Raw genomic sequence first — 18,989 nt, 5'->3', positions numbered from 1 at the left:
ATGAAGTTGCCAGTCAGAGAATTTGATGCCGTCGTAGTCGGCGCAGGTGGTGCAGGTATGCGTGCCGCACTGCAAATTTCCCAATCGGGCCAGACCTGTGCCCTGTTATCTAAAGTATTCCCGACCCGTTCCCACACCGTGTCCGCGCAGGGCGGTATTACCGTCGCGCTGGGCAACAGTCATGAAGACAACTGGGAATGGCATATGTACGACACGGTGAAAGGTTCCGACTATATCGGTGACCAGGACGCCATTGAATATATGTGCAAAACCGGCCCGGAAGCGATTCTGGAGCTGGAGCATATGGGCCTGCCGTTCTCCCGTCTGGACGATGGCCGTATCTATCAGCGTCCGTTCGGCGGCCAGTCGAAAAATTTCGGCGGCGAGCAGGCGGCACGTACCGCGGCAGCGGCTGACCGTACCGGCCACGCGCTGCTGCATACGCTCTATCAGCAGAACCTGAAAAACAAGACCACCATCTTCTCCGAGTGGTATGCGCTGGATCTGGTGAAAAACGCCGACGGCGCGGTGGTCGGCTGTACCGCACTGAATATCGAAGATGGCGAAGTCGTCTACTTTAAAGCAAAAGCCACCGTGCTGGCGACCGGCGGCGCAGGCCGTATCTATCAGTCCACCACCAACGCACACATCAATACCGGTGACGGCGTGGGCATGGCGCTGCGCGCCGGCGTGCCGGTGCAGGATATGGAAATGTGGCAGTTCCACCCGACCGGCATTGCTGGCGCGGGCGTGCTGGTGACGGAAGGCTGTCGCGGCGAAGGCGGCTACCTGCTGAACAAGCACGGCGAGCGCTTTATGGAACGCTACGCGCCTAACGCCAAAGATCTGGCCGGACGCGACGTGGTTGCCCGCTCGATGATGATCGAAATCCGCGAAGGCCGCGGCTGCGAAGGCCCGTGGGGCCCGCATATCAAGCTGAAGCTCGATCATCTGGGTAAAGATGTGCTGGAAGCGCGTCTGCCGGGTATCCTGGAGCTTTCCCGCACCTTTGCCCACGTCGATCCGGTCAAAGAGCCTATCCCGGTTATCCCGACCTGCCACTATATGATGGGCGGCATTCCGACCAAAGTGACCGGCCAGGCGATAACGCTGAACGAGCAGGGCGAAGACGTCGTGGTGCCGGGTCTGTTTGCCGTAGGCGAAATCGCCTGCGTATCCGTACACGGCTCTAACCGTCTCGGCGGCAACTCGCTGCTGGATCTGGTGGTATTTGGCCGCGCGGCTGGCCTGCATTTACAGCAGTCGATGCTGGAGCAGGGCGAGCTGCTGGACGCTACCGATGAAGAGATCGACGCCTCGCTGGCGCGCCTGAACCGCTGGAACAATAACGAAACCGGCGAAGATCCTGCCGAGCTGCGTAAAGCGCTGCAAACCTGCATGCAGAACAACTTCTCGGTATTCCGCGAAGGCGACGCGATGGCAAAAGGTCTGGAAGAGCTGAAAGTCCTGCGCGAGCGGCTGAAAAGCGCCCGTCTGGACGACCGTTCGCCTGACTTCAATACCCAGCGTATTGAGTGTCTGGAGCTGGATAACCTGATGGAAACGGCTTACGCCACCGCGGTTGCCGCCAACTACCGTACGGAAAGCCGTGGCGCGCACAGCCGCTTCGATTACCCGGAACGTGACGACGCAAACTGGCTGTGCCACAGCGTCTATCTGCCGCAGAGCGAAAGCATGACTCGCCGTGAGGTGAACATGGAGCCGAAACTGCGCGCGGCTTTCCCGCCGAAAGCCCGTACCTACTAGTTCGCGGAGCATATGATGAGAATCGAATTTTCAGTTTATCGTTATAACCCGGACGTCGATGACGCGCCGCGGATGCAGGACTATAGCCTGGAGTCGGAAGAAGGGCGCGATATGATGCTGCTGGATGCGCTAATCCGTCTGAAAGAGAAAGATCCGACGCTGGCTTTCCGTCGCTCCTGCCGCGAAGGCGTCTGCGGCTCCGACGGCATCAATATGAACGGTAAGAACGGCCTGGCCTGCATTACGCCGGTTTCCGCGCTCGGCGCGGGAAAACGTAAAATTGTGATCCGTCCCCTGCCTGGATTGCCGGTCATCCGCGATTTGGTAGTAGACATGGGCCAGTTCTACACTCAATATGAAAAAATTAAGCCTTACCTGTTGAATAATGGGCAAAATCCACCGGCTCGCGAGCACCTGCAGCAGCCGGAACAGCGGGAAAAACTGGACGGCCTGTACGAGTGTATTCTTTGTGCGTGCTGTTCCACTTCCTGCCCGTCGTTCTGGTGGAACCCGGACAAGTTTATCGGGCCGGCGGGGCTGCTGGCGGCCTACCGTTTCCTGATCGACAGTCGCGATACGGAAACCGGTGCACGCCTGGATGACCTTAACGATGCGTTCAGCGTATTCCGCTGCCACAGCATTATGAACTGCGTCAGCGTTTGTCCGAAAGGGCTGAACCCGACGCGCGCCATCGGCCATATCAAGTCGATGCTGCTGGCGCGAAGCGCTTAAGCGCAGACCGTCCGGGAGCCTGGCTCCCGGTCGTTTTATCAGGCCGGGTTTTGCTTAAGCGGAACACGGCCGAGGGCAAGCCGCTGACGCGGCGCGGGGCTTAGCTGTTCCGTTACATAATCACGGCAACAAAAAAGCGTAATGCTTTAAGGGATCACAATGCAGAACAGCGCGATGAAACCCTGGCTGGACTCCTCCTGGCTGGCCGGCGCGAATCAGACCTATATAGAGCAGCTCTATGAGGACTATCTGACCGATCCTGACTCTGTCGATGCGGCCTGGAAAACGCTGTTTCAGCAGCTTCCGGGTCACGGAGTCAGGCCAGAGCAATTCCACTCCACCACTCGCGAATATTTCAAGCGTCTGGCGAAAGATGCCTCTCGCTATACCTCTTCCGTCAGCGATCCCGACACCAACGCCAAGCAGGTGAAGGTGCTCCAGCTGATTAACGCCTTCCGCTTCCGTGGCCATCAGCAGGCCAATCTCGATCCGCTGGGCCTGTGGAAACAGGAGCCGGTGCCGGATCTGGATCCCGCGTTTCACGATCTGACCGAGGCCGATTTCCAGGAAACCTTTAACGTAGGTTCCTTCGCCTTCGGCAAAGATACGATGAAGCTGGCCGATCTGTTCAGCCTGCTGCAGCAAACCTACTGCGGCTCGATCGGCGCGGAATATATGCATATCACCAACACCGAAGAGAAACGCTGGATCCAGCAGCGCATTGAATCGGTGGCGGGCCAGGCCTCTTTCTCTACGGATGAGAAAAAAGGCTTTCTGAAACAGCTGACCGCTGCGGAAGGGCTGGAGCGCTATCTGGGCGCGAAATTCCCCGGCGCGAAACGCTTCTCGCTGGAAGGCGGCGATGCGCTGGTGCCGATGCTGAACGAGATGATCCGTCACGCGGGCAAAAGCGGCACGCGCGAAGTGGTGCTGGGTATGGCGCACCGTGGTCGTCTGAACGTGCTGATCAACGTGCTGGGCAAAAAGCCGCAGGACCTGTTCGACGAGTTCTCCGGCAAGCATAAAGAGCATCTCGGCACCGGCGACGTGAAATACCATATGGGCTTCTCGTCCGACGTGGAAACCGAAGGCGGCATGGTGCATCTGGCGCTGGCGTTTAACCCGTCGCACCTGGAAATCGTCAGCCCGGTAGTCATGGGATCGGTTCGCGCCCGTCTGGATCGTCTGGACGAGCCGCGCAGCAGCAAAGTGCTGCCGATCACCATCCACGGCGACGCGGCCGTTACCGGCCAGGGCGTGGTGCAGGAAACCCTGAACATGTCGCAGGCACGCGGCTATGAAGTTGGCGGCACCGTGCGCATCGTGATCAACAACCAGATTGGTTTCACCACGTCTAATCCGCAGGATGCGCGCTCCACGCAGTACTGTACCGACATCGGTAAAATGGTGCTGGCGCCGATCTTCCACGTCAACGCTGACGATCCGGAAGCGGTGGCGTTTGTTACCCGCCTGGCGCTTGATTTCCGTAACACCTTCAAGCGCGACGTCTTTATCGATCTGGTTTGCTACCGCCGCCACGGCCACAACGAAGCCGACGAGCCAAGCGCAACGCAGCCGGTGATGTACCAGAAAATCAAAAAGCATCCGACGCCGCGTAAGCTTTACGCCGACCGTCTGGAAGCGGAACAGGTCGCCAGCCTGGAAGACGCGACGGAGATGGTCAATCTCTATCGCGACGCGCTGGATGCCGGTGAATGCGTGGTGCCGGAATGGCGTCCGATGAGCCTGCACTCCTTTACCTGGTCGCCTTACCTGAACCACGAGTGGGACGAAAGCTATCCGGCGACGCTGGATCTGAAACGCCTGCAGGCGCTGGCCAAACGCATCAGCACCGTGCCGGAAGCGATTGAAATGCAGTCGCGCGTGGCCAAGATCTACAACGACCGCGCCGCGATGGCCGCAGGCGAGAAGCCATTTGACTGGGGCGCAGCGGAAAACCTGGCCTACGCCACGCTGGTAGACGAAGGCATTCCGTGCCGTCTGTCCGGCGAAGATATGGGCCGCGGCACCTTCTTCCATCGTCACGCGGTGATCCATAACCAGGCCAACGGCTCTACCTATACGCCGTTACAGCATATCCATAACGGTCAGGGCACGTTCCGCGTCTGGGATTCCGTGCTCTCTGAAGAAGCGGTGCTGGCGTTTGAATATGGTTACGCCACGGCGGAACCGCGCACGCTGACTATCTGGGAAGCGCAGTTCGGCGACTTCGCCAACGGCGCGCAGGTGGTTATCGACCAGTTCATCAGCTCCGGCGAGCAGAAATGGGGCCGCATGTGCGGTCTGGTGATGCTGCTGCCGCACGGCTATGAAGGGCAGGGGCCGGAGCACTCCTCCGCGCGTCTGGAACGCTATCTGCAACTCTGCGCCGAGCAGAACATGCAGGTTTGCGTGCCTTCCACGCCGGCGCAGGTTTACCACATGCTGCGTCGTCAGGCGCTGCGCGGGATGCGTCGTCCGCTGGTGGTGATGTCGCCGAAATCGCTGCTGCGTCATCCGCTGGCGGTCTCTTCGCTGGAAGAGCTGGCTAACGGCAGCTTCCAGCCGGCGATTGGCGAAGTCGACGATCTCGATCCAAAAGGCGTTAAGCGCGTGGTGCTCTGCTCCGGCAAAGTCTATTACGATCTGCTGGAAAAGCGGCGTAAAAACGAGCAGACCGACGTGGCTATCGTCCGCATTGAACAGCTCTATCCGTTCCCGCACAAAGCGGTGCAGGAAAAACTCCAGCAGTACGCGCACGTGCATGATTTTGTCTGGTGTCAGGAAGAGCCGCTGAATCAGGGTGCCTGGTACTGTAGCCAGCATCATTTCCGTGAGGTAGTGCCGTTTGGTGCTTCATTACGTTACGCCGGTCGTCCCGCTTCGGCCTCGCCGGCAGTTGGCTATATGTCCGTTCACCAGCAGCAGCAGCAAGATCTGGTTAATGACGCGCTGAACGTTAATTAATTAAAGGAAAAATAATGAGTAGCGTAGATATTCTCGTTCCCGACCTGCCTGAATCCGTCGCCGACGCCACCGTAGCGACCTGGCACAAAAAACCTGGCGACGCGGTCAGCCGTGACGAAGTGCTGGTAGAAATCGAAACCGACAAAGTGGTGCTGGAAGTGCCTGCTTCCGCCGACGGCGTGCTGGAAGCGATTCTGGAAGACGAAGGCGCCACCGTAACTTCTCGTCAGGCGCTGGGTCGCCTGAAAGAAGGCAACAGCGGCGGCAAAGAAAGCTCCGCCAAAACGGAAGAGAAAGAGTCTACTCCGGCGCAGCGCCAGAGCGCCTCGCTGGAAGAAGAGAGCAACGACGCGCTCAGCCCGGCTATCCGTCGCCTGATTGCCGAACACGGTCTGGAGCCGTCGGCGATCAAAGGCACCGGCGTGGGCGGACGTCTGACCCGTGAAGACGTAGAGAAACACCTGGCGAAAGCGCCAGCTGCCAAAGCCGCCGAGCCGAAAGCGGCTGAAGCCGCGCCTTCGCTGGCTGGCCGCAGCGAAAAACGCGTGCCGATGACTCGTCTGCGTAAGCGTATCGCCGAGCGTCTGCTGGAAGCGAAAAACAGCACCGCGATGCTGACCACGTTTAACGAAGTCAACATGCAGCCGATCATGAACCTGCGCAAGCAGTACGGCGAAGCCTTCGAAAAACGTCACGGCATCCGTCTGGGCTTTATGTCCTTCTACCTGAAAGCGGTAGTGGAAGCCCTGAAGCGCTTCCCGGAAGTTAACGCCTCTATCGACGGCGAAGATGTGGTTTACCACAACTACTTCGACGTCAGCATCGCGGTATCCACGCCGCGCGGCCTGGTTACGCCGGTGCTGAAAGATATCGATGCGCTGGGCATGGCGGATATCGAGAAAAAAATCAAAGAGCTGGCGATCAAAGGCCGTGACGGCAAGCTGACCGTAGACGAACTGACCGGCGGTAACTTCACCATTACCAACGGCGGCGTCTTCGGCTCGCTGATGTCCACGCCGATCATCAACCCACCGCAGAGTGCCATTCTGGGGATGCACGCGATCAAAGATCGTCCGATGGCGGTCAATGGTCAGGTGGTGATCCTGCCAATGATGTATCTGGCGCTCTCTTACGATCATCGCCTGATCGACGGCAAAGAGTCCGTGAGCTTCCTGGTCGCGATCAAAGAGCTGCTGGAAGATCCGTCTCGTCTGCTGCTGGACGTTTAATTCCTGTCGGGCGCGGTGAAAGCCGCGCTCAACCCTATGTGTGGCCAAAGCGCTGGCATACTGCCGGATTTGGCCAAGTCTTTTCCGAACTGGATGGATTAACAACATGAACTTACATGAATATCAGGCAAAACAGCTGTTTGGCCGGTATGGTTTACCGGCACCTGTCGGCTATGCCTGCACCACTCCACGCGAAGCAGAAGAAGCCGCTTCTAAAATTGGCGCTGGCCCGTGGGTCGTGAAATGTCAGGTTCATGCCGGAGGCCGTGGTAAAGCGGGCGGCGTGAAGGTAGTAAAAAGCAAAGAAGAGATCCGCGCATTTGCCGAGCACTGGCTGGGCAAGCGTCTGACCACTTACCAGACCGACGCTAACGGTCAGCCGGTCAACCAGATCCTGGTGGAAGCGGCAACCGACATCGATCAGGAACTTTACCTGGGCGCGGTCGTGGATCGCGGCACCCGTCGCGTAGTCTTTATGGCCTCGACCGAAGGCGGCGTGGAAATTGAAAAAGTGGCGGAAGAGACGCCGCATCTGATCCACAAAATGGCGCTGGATCCGTTAACCGGCCCGCAGCCTTATCAGGGCCGCGAGCTGGCGTTCAAACTGGGCCTGACCGGCAAACAGGTTGGTCAGTTCACCAAAATCTTTATGGGTCTGGCGACCATGTTCCTGGAGCGCGATCTGGCGCTGGTCGAAATCAACCCGCTGGTGATCACCAGGCAGGGCGATCTGATCTGCCTGGACGGCAAGCTGGGCGCAGACGGCAACGCGCTGTTCCGCCAGCCGGAGCTGCGTGAAATGCGCGATCCAAGCCAGGAAGACTCCCGCGAAGCGCACGCTGCGCAGTGGGAACTGAACTACGTGGCGCTGGAAGGTAATATCGGCTGTATGGTTAACGGCGCAGGCCTGGCGATGGGCACCATGGACATCGTGAAGCTGAGCGGCGGCCAGCCGGCTAACTTCCTGGACGTTGGCGGCGGCGCCACCAAAGAGCGCGTGACCGAAGCGTTCAAAATCATCCTTTCTGACGACGCGGTGAAGGCCGTCTTCGTCAACATCTTCGGCGGCATCGTCCGCTGCGACCTGATTGCTGACGGCATCATCGGCGCGGTAGCGGAAGTGGGTGTTAACGTGCCGGTCGTGGTGCGTCTGGAAGGAAACAATGCCGAGCTGGGCGCGCAGAAACTGGCGGACAGCGGCCTGAATATTATTGCAGCAACCAGCCTGAGCGACGCGGCGCAGCGCGTTGTTGCCGCAGCGGAGGGTAAATAATGTCCATTCTGATCGATAAAAACACCAAGGTAATCTGCCAGGGCTTCACCGGCGGACAGGGCACTTTCCACTCCGAGCAGGCGCTGGCTTACGGCACCCAGCTGGTTGGCGGCGTAACGCCAGGCAAAGGCGGCACCGAGCATCTGGGCCTGCCGGTTTTTAATACCGTGCGTGAAGCGGTAGAAGCCACTGGCGCCACCGCCTCCGTAATTTACGTTCCGGCGCCGTTCTGCAAAGACGGCATCCTGGAAGCGATCGACGCGGGCATCAAACTGATTATCACCATCACCGAAGGTATCCCGACGCTGGATATGCTGACCGTGAAGGTGAAGCTGGATGAAGCGGGCGTGCGTATGATTGGCCCGAACTGCCCTGGCGTTATCACCCCAGGCGAATGCAAAATCGGCATCATGCCGGGCCACATTCATAAGCCAGGCCGTATCGGCATCGTGTCCCGTTCCGGCACGCTGACCTATGAAGCCGTGAAGCAGACTACCGATATCGGTTACGGCCAGTCCACCTGCGTGGGCATCGGCGGCGACCCGATCCCTGGCTCTAACTTTATCGATATCCTGAAACTGTTCCAGGACGATCCGCAGACTGAAGCGATCGTCATGATCGGCGAGATCGGCGGCAGTGCGGAAGAAGAAGCCGCCGCCTTTATCAAAGAGCACGTGACCAAGCCGGTTGTCGGCTATATCGCAGGCGTTACCGCGCCGAAAGGCAAGCGTATGGGCCACGCGGGCGCGATTATCGCAGGCGGTAAAGGCACGGCGGACGAGAAGTTCGCGGCGCTGGAAGCGGCCGGCGTGAAAACCGTGCGCAGCCTGGCCGATATCGGCGATGCGGTGAAAGCGGTTCTGCCGCAGTAAGCCGGATCCATCTTCTCATCAGGGCTGCCTCAGGGCAGCCTTTTTTATTTTTGCATTCATGCCGGAATATTGGTTAAGCTTTCTTATTAATAAGCTAATATAATGCAAAGCTTTCTGTAAAATAACGCGATAAAATTAACCCCGCCGGTAAATATTACAAAATTGTTTTCTGTATTGAATATTAATTAAATTAAATAATCCTCTTTGTTAAAATAATCCCTTTCATATTTACTTTATCGCAATTAATTAATCGCGATCAAAGAAACGCAAGTTATTTACGCTTCGGAGGCTGGCTAAAAATCAGCTTTGGGATTAAATTGCTCTGCGTCAAAAAATCAGCTTTACGCTTTTAATTATAAAAAGGGACTTCCTGTGTCGATCGCAAATTTTCCCGATCTCTATCCTGCAAAAACAGCAACGGCGCGGGCCCGCTGATTTTTTCTCATTAACATTATTCACTTACCTACAGGGTTACGTCACCCCGATGAGGAGCGATCCTGTTGCGCCATACGCTGGCCGCCCGGCGCATGGACAAAACTGAGCACGGAGCAAGGAGTCAACATGTTAGATGTGGTCGAACTGTCGCGTTTACAGTTTGCGCTAACGGCGATGTACCATTTTCTGTTTGTCCCTTTAACGCTGGGAATGGCGTTTTTGCTGGCAATAATGGAAACGGTTTATGTGCTGTCAGGCAAACAAATCTATAAAGATATGACGAAATTCTGGGGGAAACTCTTCGGTATTAACTTTGCGCTTGGCGTGGCCACCGGCCTGACGATGGAATTCCAGTTCGGCACCAACTGGTCTTATTATTCCCATTACGTCGGCGATATATTCGGGGCGCCGCTGGCTATTGAAGGCCTGATGGCTTTTTTCCTTGAATCCACCTTTGTCGGCATGTTCTTTTTCGGCTGGGATCGGCTGAGTAAAGTGCAGCACCTGACGTGCACCTGGCTGCTGGCGTTAGGCTCTAACCTGTCGGCGCTGTGGATCCTGGTGGCGAACGGCTGGATGCAGAATCCCGTCGGCTCAGAATTCAATTTTGAAACCATGCGCATGGAGATGGTTAGCTTTTCCGAACTGATCCTCAATCCGGTGGCGCAGGTCAAATTTGTGCATACCGTTGCGGCAGGCTACACCTGCGGCGCCATGTTCATTATGGGCATCAGCGCCTTCTATCTGCTGCGCGGTCGCGATATCGCTTTTGCTAAGCGCTCTTTCGCTATTGCCGCCAGCTTCGGCATGGCAGCCGTTCTGGCCGTGATCCTGCTGGGCGACGAGTCGGGCTATGTGGTCGGCGACGTGCAGAAAACCAAGCTTGCCGCTATCGAAGCGGAATGGGAAACGCAGCCCGCGCCGGCGGCCTTTACGCTGTTCGGCCTGCCCGATCAGCAGGCGCAGCAAAACCGCTACGCCATTCAGATCCCCTGGGCGCTGGGCCTGATCGCTACCCGCTCTGTGGATCAACAGGTTACCGGCATCAAAGATCTGATGGCGCAGCATGAGATCCGCATCCGCAACGGGATGCGCGCTTACCAGCTGCTGGAACAGCTACGGGAAGGCAACAGCGATCCGGCAGTACGCGCCGCCTTTAACCAGGCGAAGCAGGATTTGGGTTACGGGCTGCTGCTGAAACGCTATACGCCAAACGTAGCCGATGCCAGCGAGGCGCAGATCCGTCAGGCCACGCAGGATTCCATCCCACGCGTCGCGCCGCTCTATTTCGCTTTCCGCATCATGGTGGCGTGCGGCGTGCTGATGCTGCTGGTTACCCTCTGCTGTTTCTGGAGCGTTATTCGCAACCGCATCGGTCATAGCCGCTTCCTGCTGAAATGCGCGCTGTACGGCATCCCACTGCCGTGGATTGCGGCGGAAGCCGGCTGGTTTGTCGCCGAATATGGCCGCCAGCCGTGGGCGATTGGCGAAGTGCTGCCGACGGCCGTAGCCAACTCATCGCTGACCACGGGGCAAATCCTGTTTTCGCTGCTGCTTATCTGCGGGCTTTACACGCTGTTTTTGCTTGCCGAGATGTACCTGATGTTTAAGTTCGGCAGGCGCGGGCCAAGCAGCCTGAAAACAGGGCGTTATCACTTTGAACAGGCCACCGGAACAGGAGTTTAACCATGATCACCTATGAACTGTTGCGTTTCGTCTGGTGGGTACTGATTGGCGTGCTGCTGATCGGCTTCGCGGTTACCGACGGGTTTGATATGGGCGTTGGGATGCTTGGCCGTCTGATTGGCCGCAACGACGTTGAGCGCCGTATTATGATCAACACCATCGCGCCGCACTGGGACGGCAATCAGGTATGGCTTATCACCGCAGGCGGCGCGCTGTTTGCCGCCTGGCCGATGGTCTACGCCGCCGCCTTTTCCGGCTTTTATGTGGCGATGATGCTGGTGCTGGCCTCGCTGTTTTTCCGGCCGGTAGGATTCGACTACCGCTCCAAAATAGAAAATCCGCGCTGGCGCGGCATGTGGGACTGGGGCATTTTTATCGGCAGCTTTGTGCCGCCGCTGGTTATTGGCGTGGCGTTTGGCAATCTGTTACAGGGCGTGCCTTTCTATGCCGATGAATATCTGCGTCTGTTCTACACCGGCAGCTTCTTCCAGCTGCTGAACCCGTTTGCGCTGCTGGCAGGCGTGGTCAGCGTCACCATGATCCTGACTCAGGGCGCCACTTACCTGCAAATGCGCACCACGGGTGAGCTGCATCTCAGATCCAAAACGATCGCGCAGATCGCCACGCTGGTGATGATGGCGGGCTTCGTGCTGGCCGGTATTTGGGTGAAGTACGGCATTGAAGGCTATCAGCTGGTGTCCACGCTGGATCACAATGCGGCTTCCAATCCGCTGGCGAAAGAAGTGACCCGCGTAGCGGGCGGCTGGCTGGTAAACTTTACCCATCAGCCGCTGCTGTGGATTATCCCGGCGCTGGGCGTGCTGCTGCCGCTGTTTACCGTTATCTGTTCACGGATGAATAAAGGCGGCTGGGCGTTTCTTTGCTCTTCGCTGACGGTAGCCTGCGTGATCCTGACGGCGGGCGTGGCGATGTTCCCGTTTGTGATGCCTTCCAGCAGCATGATGAACCATAGCCTGACCATGTGGGACGCCACTTCCAGCCTGCTGACGCTGAAAATCATGACCGTTACGGCCGCGATCTTTGTGCCGCTTATTCTGATTTACACCAGCTGGTGCTACTACAAAATGTTTGGCCGCATCACGCGCGCGCAGATAGAAGCCAACACGCATTCCCTTTACTGATTAAGGAGCAGAACGATGTGGTATTTTGCCTGGATCCTCGGCACGCTGCTGGCCTGCGCCATCGGGGTGATTACCGCGCTGGCTATCGAACATCTCGATAAGCGCGCATAAAAGAATTTTACTGCCTGCCGTAATAAAAGCGGGATAATAACGGATCGGTTCGCCGGTCCGTTTTTCCTGCTCGTCGCCGCTGCTCTCCTTCGTTAACCCGGCTTTTTTCAGCCCTGGGTTATGTCAGTAAACGTTTAAGATTTCTCCCTAAATCCACATAATTGTTTCCGGAAGATAATTATTTTGTTTAGCCTCTGGCAATCCATTCCAAAGGCGTATGCTCTTGCGTATAGTAGCAACGTTTAAAAAGTTATACCGGGATGTAGAGTGAGTACAATGCTTTTTCGATGGCCGGTGCGTGTCTACTATGAAGACACCGACGCCGGTGGCGTGGTTTACCATGCCAGCTATGTCGCTTTTTATGAACGGGCACGAACCGAGATGCTGCGCCAGCACCATTTCAGTCAACAGACGCTGCTGGAACAGCAGGTCGGTTTTGTCGTGCGTCGTCTCACGGTTGATTACCTGGCCGCCGCGCGTCTTGATGAACTTCTTGAGGTGCAGAGCGAGGTCGTCAACATGACCAGAACGACCATGACATTCGCACAACGTATTGTTAATGCAGAAGGCCGGACGCTGAATGAAGCCGAAGTCCTGATCGCCTGCATCAATCCACATCTGATGAAGCCCATTGCGCTTCCCAAGTCTATTGTCGCGGAGTTCAAGCAGTGACTGACATGAACGTTCTTGATTTGTTCCTGAAGGCGAGCCTTCTGGTCAAACTTATCATGTTGATTTTGATTGGCTTTTCTGTTGCCTCCTGGGCAATCATTATTCAGCGCACCCGTATTCTGAATGCGGCGGGCCGTGAAGCCGACGCGTTTGAAGACAAATTCTGGTCGGGCATTGAGCTGTCGCGCCTGTATCAGGAAAGCCAGGCGCGCCGTGATGAGCTGGCCGGATCTGAACAAATTTTCTATGCCGGCTTTAAAGAGTTCGCCCGGTTGCATCGTGCCAACAACCACGCGCCGGAAGCGGTGGTGGAAGGCGCAACGCGCGCCATGCGCATCTCGCTGAACCGTGAGCTGGAAGCGCTGGAAAACCATATTCCTTTCCTGGGCACGGTTGGCTCGATCAGTCCTTACATCGGCCTGTTCGGTACGGTCTGGGGCATCATGCACGCCTTTATCGCGCTGGGCGCGGTAAAACAGGCCACGCTGCAGATGGTGGCGCCGGGGATTGCCGAAGCGCTGATCGCGACCGCTATCGGTCTGTTTGCCGCTATTCCGGCAGTTATGGCGTATAACCGCCTCAACCAGCGCGTGAACAAGCTGGAGCAGAATTACGATAACTTTATGGAAGAGTTCACCGCTATTCTGCACCGTCAGGCTTTCTCCAGCGAGAACAGCAGGTAGGAGTGACCTATGGCCAGAACGCGCGGTCGCCGTAAACGCGACCTGAAGTCCGAAATCAATATTGTTCCGCTGCTCGACGTTCTGCTGGTACTGCTGCTGATCTTTATGGCGACGGCGCCGATTATCACCCAGAGCGTAGAGGTGGATCTGCCGGACGCCACGGATTCCAAAACGGTGTCCAGCGACGATAATCCGCCGGTGATTGTTGAAGTGGCGGGCGTGGGACAATACACCCTGGTGGTCGATCACGATCGCATGGAACAGCTGCCGCCGGAGCAGGTCGTCGCTGAAGCGCAGCGCCGTATCGAAGCGAATCCGAAGACGGTGTTTCTGATCGGCGGCGCGAAAGAGGTGCCTTACGATGAGATCATCAAGGCGCTGAACCTGCTGCATCAGGCGGGCGTGAAGTCGGTTGGATTAATGACGCAGCCGATTTAATTTCGGACCGTTTTTGGGAATCGAAAGTGTCGAAGGTAACCGAACAGAACGATAAGTTAAAACGCGCCATCATCATTTCAGTGATCCTGCATATCTTTCTGATTGCGTTACTGATCTGGAGCTCGTTTGACGAACATATCGACGCCAGCAGCGGCGGCGGCGGGGGTAGCGACATTGATGCCGTCATGGTCGATCCTGGCGCTATCGTCGAGCAGTACAACCGCCAGCAGAATCAGCAGAGCGACAGCCAGCGCGCCGAGCAGCAGCGTCAAAAGCAGGCGAAGCAGCAGGCGGAAGAGCTACAGCAGAAGCAGGCTGCGGAACAGCAGCGTCTGAAAGCGCTGGAAAAAGAGCGGCTGGAGGCGAAGCAGGAAGCGGCGCAGGCTGCGGAACAGAAGAAAGCGGAAGAGGCCGCGAAGCAGGCCGCAGAACAGCAAAAAGCTGAGGAAGCGGCGAAGCAGGCGGCCGAGCAGCAGGCCGCGGCGCAGGCAGAGGCGAAAGCCAAAGCCCAGGCGGATGCCAAAGCGGCCGCGGCGGCAGAAGCGAAAGCCAAAGCCCAGGCGGATGCCAAAGCGCAGGCCGATACGCAGGCGAAAGCCGCGGCGGACGCGCAGAAGAAAGCGGAAGCCGAAGCGAAAAAAGCCGCGGCGGATGCTAAAAAAGAAGCGGAAGAAAAAGCGGCCGCGGCGGCGCAGGCGGCTAAAGTGAAAGCGGCGCAGGAGGCAAAAGCCAAAGCGCAGGCCGATGCGAAAGCCCAGGCTGCTGCCGAAGCGAAGGCGGCGAAAGAGAAAGCCGCCGAAGAAGCCAAAGAGAAAGCGGCGCAGCAGGCGAAAGAAGCCAAAGAAAAAGCGGCCGAGGCGGCGAAGGCAAAAGCGGCTGAGGAAGCAAAAGAGAAAGCCGAAGCGGCGGCGAAAGCGAAGGCCGAAGCGGCGGCAAAAGCCAAAGCGGACGCAGCCGCAAAAGCGAAAGCGGCGGCCGATGCGAAGAAGAAAGCCGCGGCGGAAGCGGCTAAAGAGAGCAGCGACGTCGACGACCTGCTGGGCGGCCTGACCTCCGGCAAGAACGCGCCAAAAGAGGGTAAAACCGGCGGCGCGGGCGCGGCGGGGCAGGGCAACCAGAAGAAATCGGGTGCCTCCGGCGCCGCTATCGACAGCTACCTTGGCCAGGTACAGAGCGCTATCCAGAGCAAGTTTTATGACGCGGATACGTTTAAAGGACGCACCTGTAACGTGCATATCAAGCTGGCGCCGGACGGGCTGTTGATTTCGGCCACCCCGGCAGGCGGCGATCCGGCGCTGTGTCAGGCGGCTATTAACGCTGCCCGCATGGCGAGGATCCCAAAACCGCCAAGCACGGATGTGTATCAGGCGGTGAAAGAGGCTACGTTAATCTTCAAACCGTAAGATTAGCTGTAAGAAGATGCCAGGACGCGGCAGGTTGAACTATGGTCAACTTGCCGTACTCTATAAATGCACCATTGGTTTGTTGAAACACTGCTAATTATCGTGGACGTAGCGTTCAGGTAAGGGAGAGAAGATGAAGCAGGCATTACGAGTAGCACTAAGTTTCCTGATGCTGTTTGTCGCTATGGCGCATGCAGAAGTTCGCATCGAGATTACCCAGGGCGTTAACACCGCACGTCCTATCGGCGTAGTCCCGTTTAAATGGGCTGGCCCGGGCGCAGCCCCGGAAGATATTGGCGGCATTGTGGCGGCGGATTTACGCAACAGCGGCAAATTCAATCCGCTGGATCGCGCTCGTCTGCCACAGCAGCCAGGCACCGCAGCGGAAGTGCAGCCTGCTGCATGGACCGCGCTGGGTATTGATGCGGTGGTGGTCGGGCAGATCCAGCCTGGCGCCGACGGCAGCTATACCGTTTCTTATCAGCTGGTGGATACCTCCGGTAATCCGGGCACCGTGCTGGCGCAGAATCAGTACAAGGTGACTAAACAATGGTTGCGCTACGCGGCGCATACGGCCAGCGATGAAAGCTTTGAAAAGCTGACCGGCATCAAAGGCGCGTTCCGTACCCGTATCGCCTATGTGGTGCAGACCAACGGCGGCCAGTTCCCGTATGAGCTGCGCGTATCCGACTATGACGGCTATAACCAGTTTGTGGTGCACCGTTCGCCTGAGCCGCTGATGTCTCCGGCCTGGTCGAAAGATGGCAGCAAGCTGGCCTATGTGACCTTTGAAAGCGGCAAATCGGCGCTGGTGATCCAGACGCTGGCCAACGGCGCTATCCGCCAGGTTGCTTCTTTCCCTCGTCATAACGGCGCGCCTGCGTTCTCGCCTGACGGCAGCAAGCTGGCGTTCACCCTGTCGAAATCCGGCAGCATGAATCTTTACGTGATGGACTTAGGTTCAGGCCAGATGCGTCAGATCACCGACGGCCGCTATAACAGCACTGAACCTACCTGGTTCCCGGACAGCCAGACGCTGGCCTATACCTCGGATCAGGCCGGTCGTCCACAAATCTATAAAATTGGTGTAAACGGCGGCGCGCCGCAGCGTCTGACCTGGGAAGGCTCTCAGAATCAGAACGCCGATGTCAGCACCGATGGAAAATCTCTGGTGATGGTAAGCACCAACGGCGGTGCGCAACATATCGCCAGACAAGATCTGGAAACGGGAGCCGTTCAACAATTAACGGACACGTTCCTGGATGAAACGCCGAGCCTCGCGCCAAACGGCACTATGGTTATCTACAGCGCTACTCAAGGCATGGGATCCGTACTGCAGCTGGTGTCGACCGACGGTCGTTTCAAAGCGCGTCTTCCGGCTACTGATGGACAGGTAAAATCACCTGCCTGGTCGCCGTATCTGTGATGCATATAAATATGTATGGCAAACAATAATAGGATTGTAGAAATGCAACTGAATAAAGTGCTGAAAGGCTTAATGCTGGCACTGCCAGTTATCGCAGTGGCTGCATGTAGCTCACACAAAAACAACAACAACGACCAGACCAGCGGTATGGGTATGGGCGATGACGCAAACGGCGGCATGAACAGCGGCATGAACGGCGGCAATATGTCCTCCGACGAGCAGGCGCGCCTGCAGATGCAGCAGCTGCAACGCAACAACATCGTGTACTTCGGTCTGGACAAGTATGACATCCAGTCTGAGTTCGCTCAGATGCTGGACGCGCACGCTACTTTCCTGCGTAACAACCCGTCTTACAAAGTGACTGTAGAAGGTCATGCGGATGAGCGTGGTACGCCAGAGTACAACATCGCCCTGGGCGAGCGTCGTGCTACTGCCGTTAAAATGTACCTGCAGGGCAAAGGCGTTTCTGCTGACCAGATCTCTATCGTTTCTTACGGTAAAGAGAAGCCAGCCGTACTGGGCCACGACGAATCGGCTTACGCCAAAAACCGTCGTGCCGTACTGGTATACTAAGAGAATCATATGATTAGTAACTTCAGACTTCACTTGCTGGGTCTGTCGTTACTGGTTGGCGTAGCGGCCCCCTGGGCCGCTAATGCCCAGGCGTCAATCAGTAACGTAGGTTCAGGCTCGGTCGAAGACCGCGTCACCTCGCTTGAGCGTATCTCTAACGCGCAGGCACAGCTTCTTCAGCAATTTCAGCAGCAGCTTGCCGACAACCAGCGTGACATTGATTCGCTGCGTGGTCAGATTCAGGAAAACCAGTATCAGCTTAACCAGATCACCGAACGCCAGAAGAATCTCTATCAGCAGATAGATACGCTGAGCAGCGGCGCGTCTGCGCAGCCTCAGGCGGCTTCAGGCGCTACGGCTCCGGCAGCGGCCGCAGAAGGCGCTACAGCCAGCGACAGCGCTTCTGCTGCGCCGACGCAGGGTGGCGACGCCAACAGCGACTACAACGCGGCTGTGGCGCTGGTATTGGAGAAAAAGCAGAACGAGCAGGCTATCGCTGCGTTCCAGGCTTTTATCAAGAAGTATCCGGATTCAACCTACCAGCCGAATGCTAACTACTGGCTGGGACAGCTGAATTACAACAAGGGTAAAAAAGACGACGCGGCCTACTATTTCGCCACCGTAGTGAAAAATTACCCTAAATCGCCGAAAAGCGCGGATGCGCTGTATAAAGTGGGTGTGATCATGCAGGAGAAGGGCGACAGCGCGAAAGCGAAAGCCGTCTACCAGCAGGTGATCAAACAGTATCCAAACACCGACGTGGCGAAACAAGCGCAAAAACGTGCGGCTGCGCTGTAATTAACCGCTTACGAACGGGTTTAGCCTAATTTATGGCCCGGTCGGGTGAAACTCAGGCAGTTGAACAAGTTATCTGAAAATAGTGGTTGCGCTGAAACGGTAAATCAGTAATATATGCCGCCGTTGCCGGGACATATGTTAAAACGTTCTGACAGCGTAAAAGTGGGTCGTTAGCTCAGTTGGTAGAGCAGTTGACTTTTAATCAATTGGTCGCAGGTTCGAATCCTGCACGACCCACCACTAATTAAGTAGTGACAAAAGGTAAGCGTGAAGGATTTGAACCTGCAGCAGGTTCGGTTAAGCGAAGCGAAACAACGTTGCGTTAAGCAACGGGCCGACAGGCCGAGGGACGCCGAGTCATCCTGCACGACCCACCACTAATTAAGTAGTAAGCAGTACCGCATGATGCGGGTCGTTAGCTCAGTTGGTAGAGCAGTTGACTTTTAATCAATTGGTCGCAGGTTCGAATCCTGCACGACCCACCACTTTTAAAATGGTATCTGATGCAAGACGTGAAGGATTTGAACCTTCCGGTCTTCAGGCATTAAGCGGCAGGCAGTACACAGCGGGTCGTTAGCTCAGTTGGTAGAGCAGTTGACTTTTAATCAATTGGTCGCAGGTTCGAATCCTGCACGACCCACCATTACTAAATGGTAACCGCTGTAAAACGTGAAGGATGTGAACCTGCAGCAGGTTCGGTTGAGCAAAGCGAAACAACGTTGCCATAAGCAACGGGCCGTCAGGCCGAGGGACGCCGAGTCATCCTGCACGACCCACCACTT

The 18,989-nt window shown here is 56.9% G+C and carries 16 protein-coding genes, 3 tRNA genes and 2 other RNA genes; all 21 read left to right on the top strand.

Annotated elements, in window-relative coordinates; genetic code table 11:
- The 21 genes from sdhA to AB6T85_RS05425 all read left to right on the top strand — a co-directional run bounded on the left by sdhA (window position 1) and on the right by AB6T85_RS05425 (window position 18,986).
- A complete protein-coding gene (gene sdhA / locus AB6T85_RS05525) occupies window positions 1-1,767 on the top strand; it encodes a succinate dehydrogenase flavoprotein subunit (protein WP_253454880.1) in 1,767 nt (588 codons plus the stop codon).
- Window positions 1,768-1,782: 15 nt separating this feature from the next.
- Window positions 1,783-2,499 (top strand): succinate dehydrogenase iron-sulfur subunit, encoded by a 717-nt coding sequence (locus AB6T85_RS05520; RefSeq protein WP_253454879.1) that lies wholly within the window; start codon window positions 1,783-1,785, stop codon window positions 2,497-2,499.
- A gap of 159 nt (window positions 2,500-2,658) precedes the next feature.
- Window positions 2,659-5,466, top strand: a complete 2,808-nt coding sequence (gene sucA, locus AB6T85_RS05515; protein ID WP_253454878.1) for a 2-oxoglutarate dehydrogenase E1 component — start codon at window positions 2,659-2,661, stop codon at window positions 5,464-5,466.
- A gap of 14 nt (window positions 5,467-5,480) precedes the next feature.
- Window positions 5,481-6,695, top strand: coding sequence for a 2-oxoglutarate dehydrogenase complex dihydrolipoyllysine-residue succinyltransferase (gene odhB / locus AB6T85_RS05510; protein ID WP_253454877.1), 1,215 nt, complete (start codon window positions 5,481-5,483; stop codon window positions 6,693-6,695).
- Window positions 6,696-6,801: 106 nt separating this feature from the next.
- Window positions 6,802-7,968 (top strand): ADP-forming succinate--CoA ligase subunit beta, encoded by a 1,167-nt coding sequence (gene sucC / locus AB6T85_RS05505; protein ID WP_301253167.1) that lies wholly within the window; start codon window positions 6,802-6,804, stop codon window positions 7,966-7,968.
- Window positions 7,968-8,840, top strand: coding sequence for a succinate--CoA ligase subunit alpha (gene sucD, locus AB6T85_RS05500; RefSeq protein WP_125288610.1), 873 nt, complete (start codon window positions 7,968-7,970; stop codon window positions 8,838-8,840). Before sucC ends, sucD begins: the two co-directional genes overlap by 1 nt.
- 561 nt (window positions 8,841-9,401) lie before the next feature.
- Complete coding sequence (cydA, locus tag AB6T85_RS05495; RefSeq protein ID WP_369894976.1) at window positions 9,402-10,961, top strand: cytochrome ubiquinol oxidase subunit I; 1,560 nt, start codon at window positions 9,402-9,404, stop codon at window positions 10,959-10,961.
- Between the two features lie 2 nt (window positions 10,962-10,963).
- Window positions 10,964-12,103 carry a cytochrome d ubiquinol oxidase subunit II gene (gene cydB / locus AB6T85_RS05490; RefSeq protein ID WP_301729833.1) on the top strand — a complete coding sequence of 380 codons (1,140 nt, stop codon included), beginning with the start codon at window positions 10,964-10,966 and terminating at the stop codon, window positions 12,101-12,103.
- Window positions 12,104-12,118: 15 nt separating this feature from the next.
- Entirely contained in the window at window positions 12,119-12,214 is a 96-nt protein-coding gene (cydX, locus tag AB6T85_RS05485) for a cytochrome bd-I oxidase subunit CydX (protein ID WP_253454874.1), read from the top strand.
- Between the two features lie 276 nt (window positions 12,215-12,490).
- Complete coding sequence (gene ybgC, locus AB6T85_RS05480; protein WP_301289557.1) at window positions 12,491-12,886, top strand: tol-pal system-associated acyl-CoA thioesterase; 396 nt, start codon at window positions 12,491-12,493, stop codon at window positions 12,884-12,886.
- 5 nt (window positions 12,887-12,891) lie between these two features.
- Window positions 12,892-13,569, top strand: a complete 678-nt coding sequence (tolQ, locus tag AB6T85_RS05475) for a Tol-Pal system protein TolQ (protein WP_253454872.1) — start codon at window positions 12,892-12,894, stop codon at window positions 13,567-13,569.
- A gap of 9 nt (window positions 13,570-13,578) precedes the next feature.
- Complete coding sequence (gene tolR / locus AB6T85_RS05470) at window positions 13,579-14,007, top strand: colicin uptake protein TolR (protein ID WP_125288616.1); 429 nt, start codon at window positions 13,579-13,581, stop codon at window positions 14,005-14,007.
- A gap of 26 nt (window positions 14,008-14,033) precedes the next feature.
- Window positions 14,034-15,410 (top strand): cell envelope integrity protein TolA, encoded by a 1,377-nt coding sequence (gene tolA, locus AB6T85_RS05465; RefSeq protein WP_301729831.1) that lies wholly within the window; start codon window positions 14,034-14,036, stop codon window positions 15,408-15,410.
- 133 nt (window positions 15,411-15,543) lie between these two features.
- The gene (gene tolB / locus AB6T85_RS05460; protein WP_253454869.1) at window positions 15,544-16,836 is read left to right on the top strand and encodes a Tol-Pal system beta propeller repeat protein TolB; all 1,293 of its coding nucleotides are present in this window, start codon (window positions 15,544-15,546) and stop codon (window positions 16,834-16,836) included.
- Window positions 16,837-16,878: 42 nt separating this feature from the next.
- Entirely contained in the window at window positions 16,879-17,409 is a 531-nt protein-coding gene (gene pal, locus AB6T85_RS05455; protein ID WP_253454868.1) for a peptidoglycan-associated lipoprotein Pal, read from the top strand.
- Between the two features lie 9 nt (window positions 17,410-17,418).
- Entirely contained in the window at window positions 17,419-18,207 is a 789-nt protein-coding gene (gene cpoB / locus AB6T85_RS05450; RefSeq protein WP_301729830.1) for a cell division protein CpoB, read from the top strand.
- Window positions 18,208-18,371: 164 nt separating this feature from the next.
- Window positions 18,372-18,447 (top strand) — tRNA-Lys (locus tag AB6T85_RS05445).
- A 13-nt stretch (window positions 18,448-18,460) separates the two neighbouring features.
- A non-coding RNA gene (locus tag AB6T85_RS05440) (RtT sRNA) lies at window positions 18,461-18,584 on the top strand.
- A 32-nt stretch (window positions 18,585-18,616) separates the two neighbouring features.
- Window positions 18,617-18,692: transfer RNA gene (locus tag AB6T85_RS05435), tRNA-Lys, on the top strand.
- An 82-nt stretch (window positions 18,693-18,774) separates the two neighbouring features.
- A tRNA-Lys gene (locus tag AB6T85_RS05430) sits at window positions 18,775-18,850 on the top strand.
- A gap of 12 nt (window positions 18,851-18,862) precedes the next feature.
- Window positions 18,863-18,986: non-coding RNA, RtT sRNA (locus tag AB6T85_RS05425), on the top strand.
- The last annotated feature ends 3 nt before the right edge of the window (window positions 18,987-18,989 follow it).

Source organism: Erwinia aeris, assembly GCF_041224955.1.
Lineage (GTDB): Bacteria > Pseudomonadota > Gammaproteobacteria > Enterobacterales > Enterobacteriaceae > Erwinia > Erwinia aeris.
The sequence above is the reverse complement of the archived record's forward strand: the minus strand, read 5'-3'. Positions and strand labels throughout refer to the sequence as shown.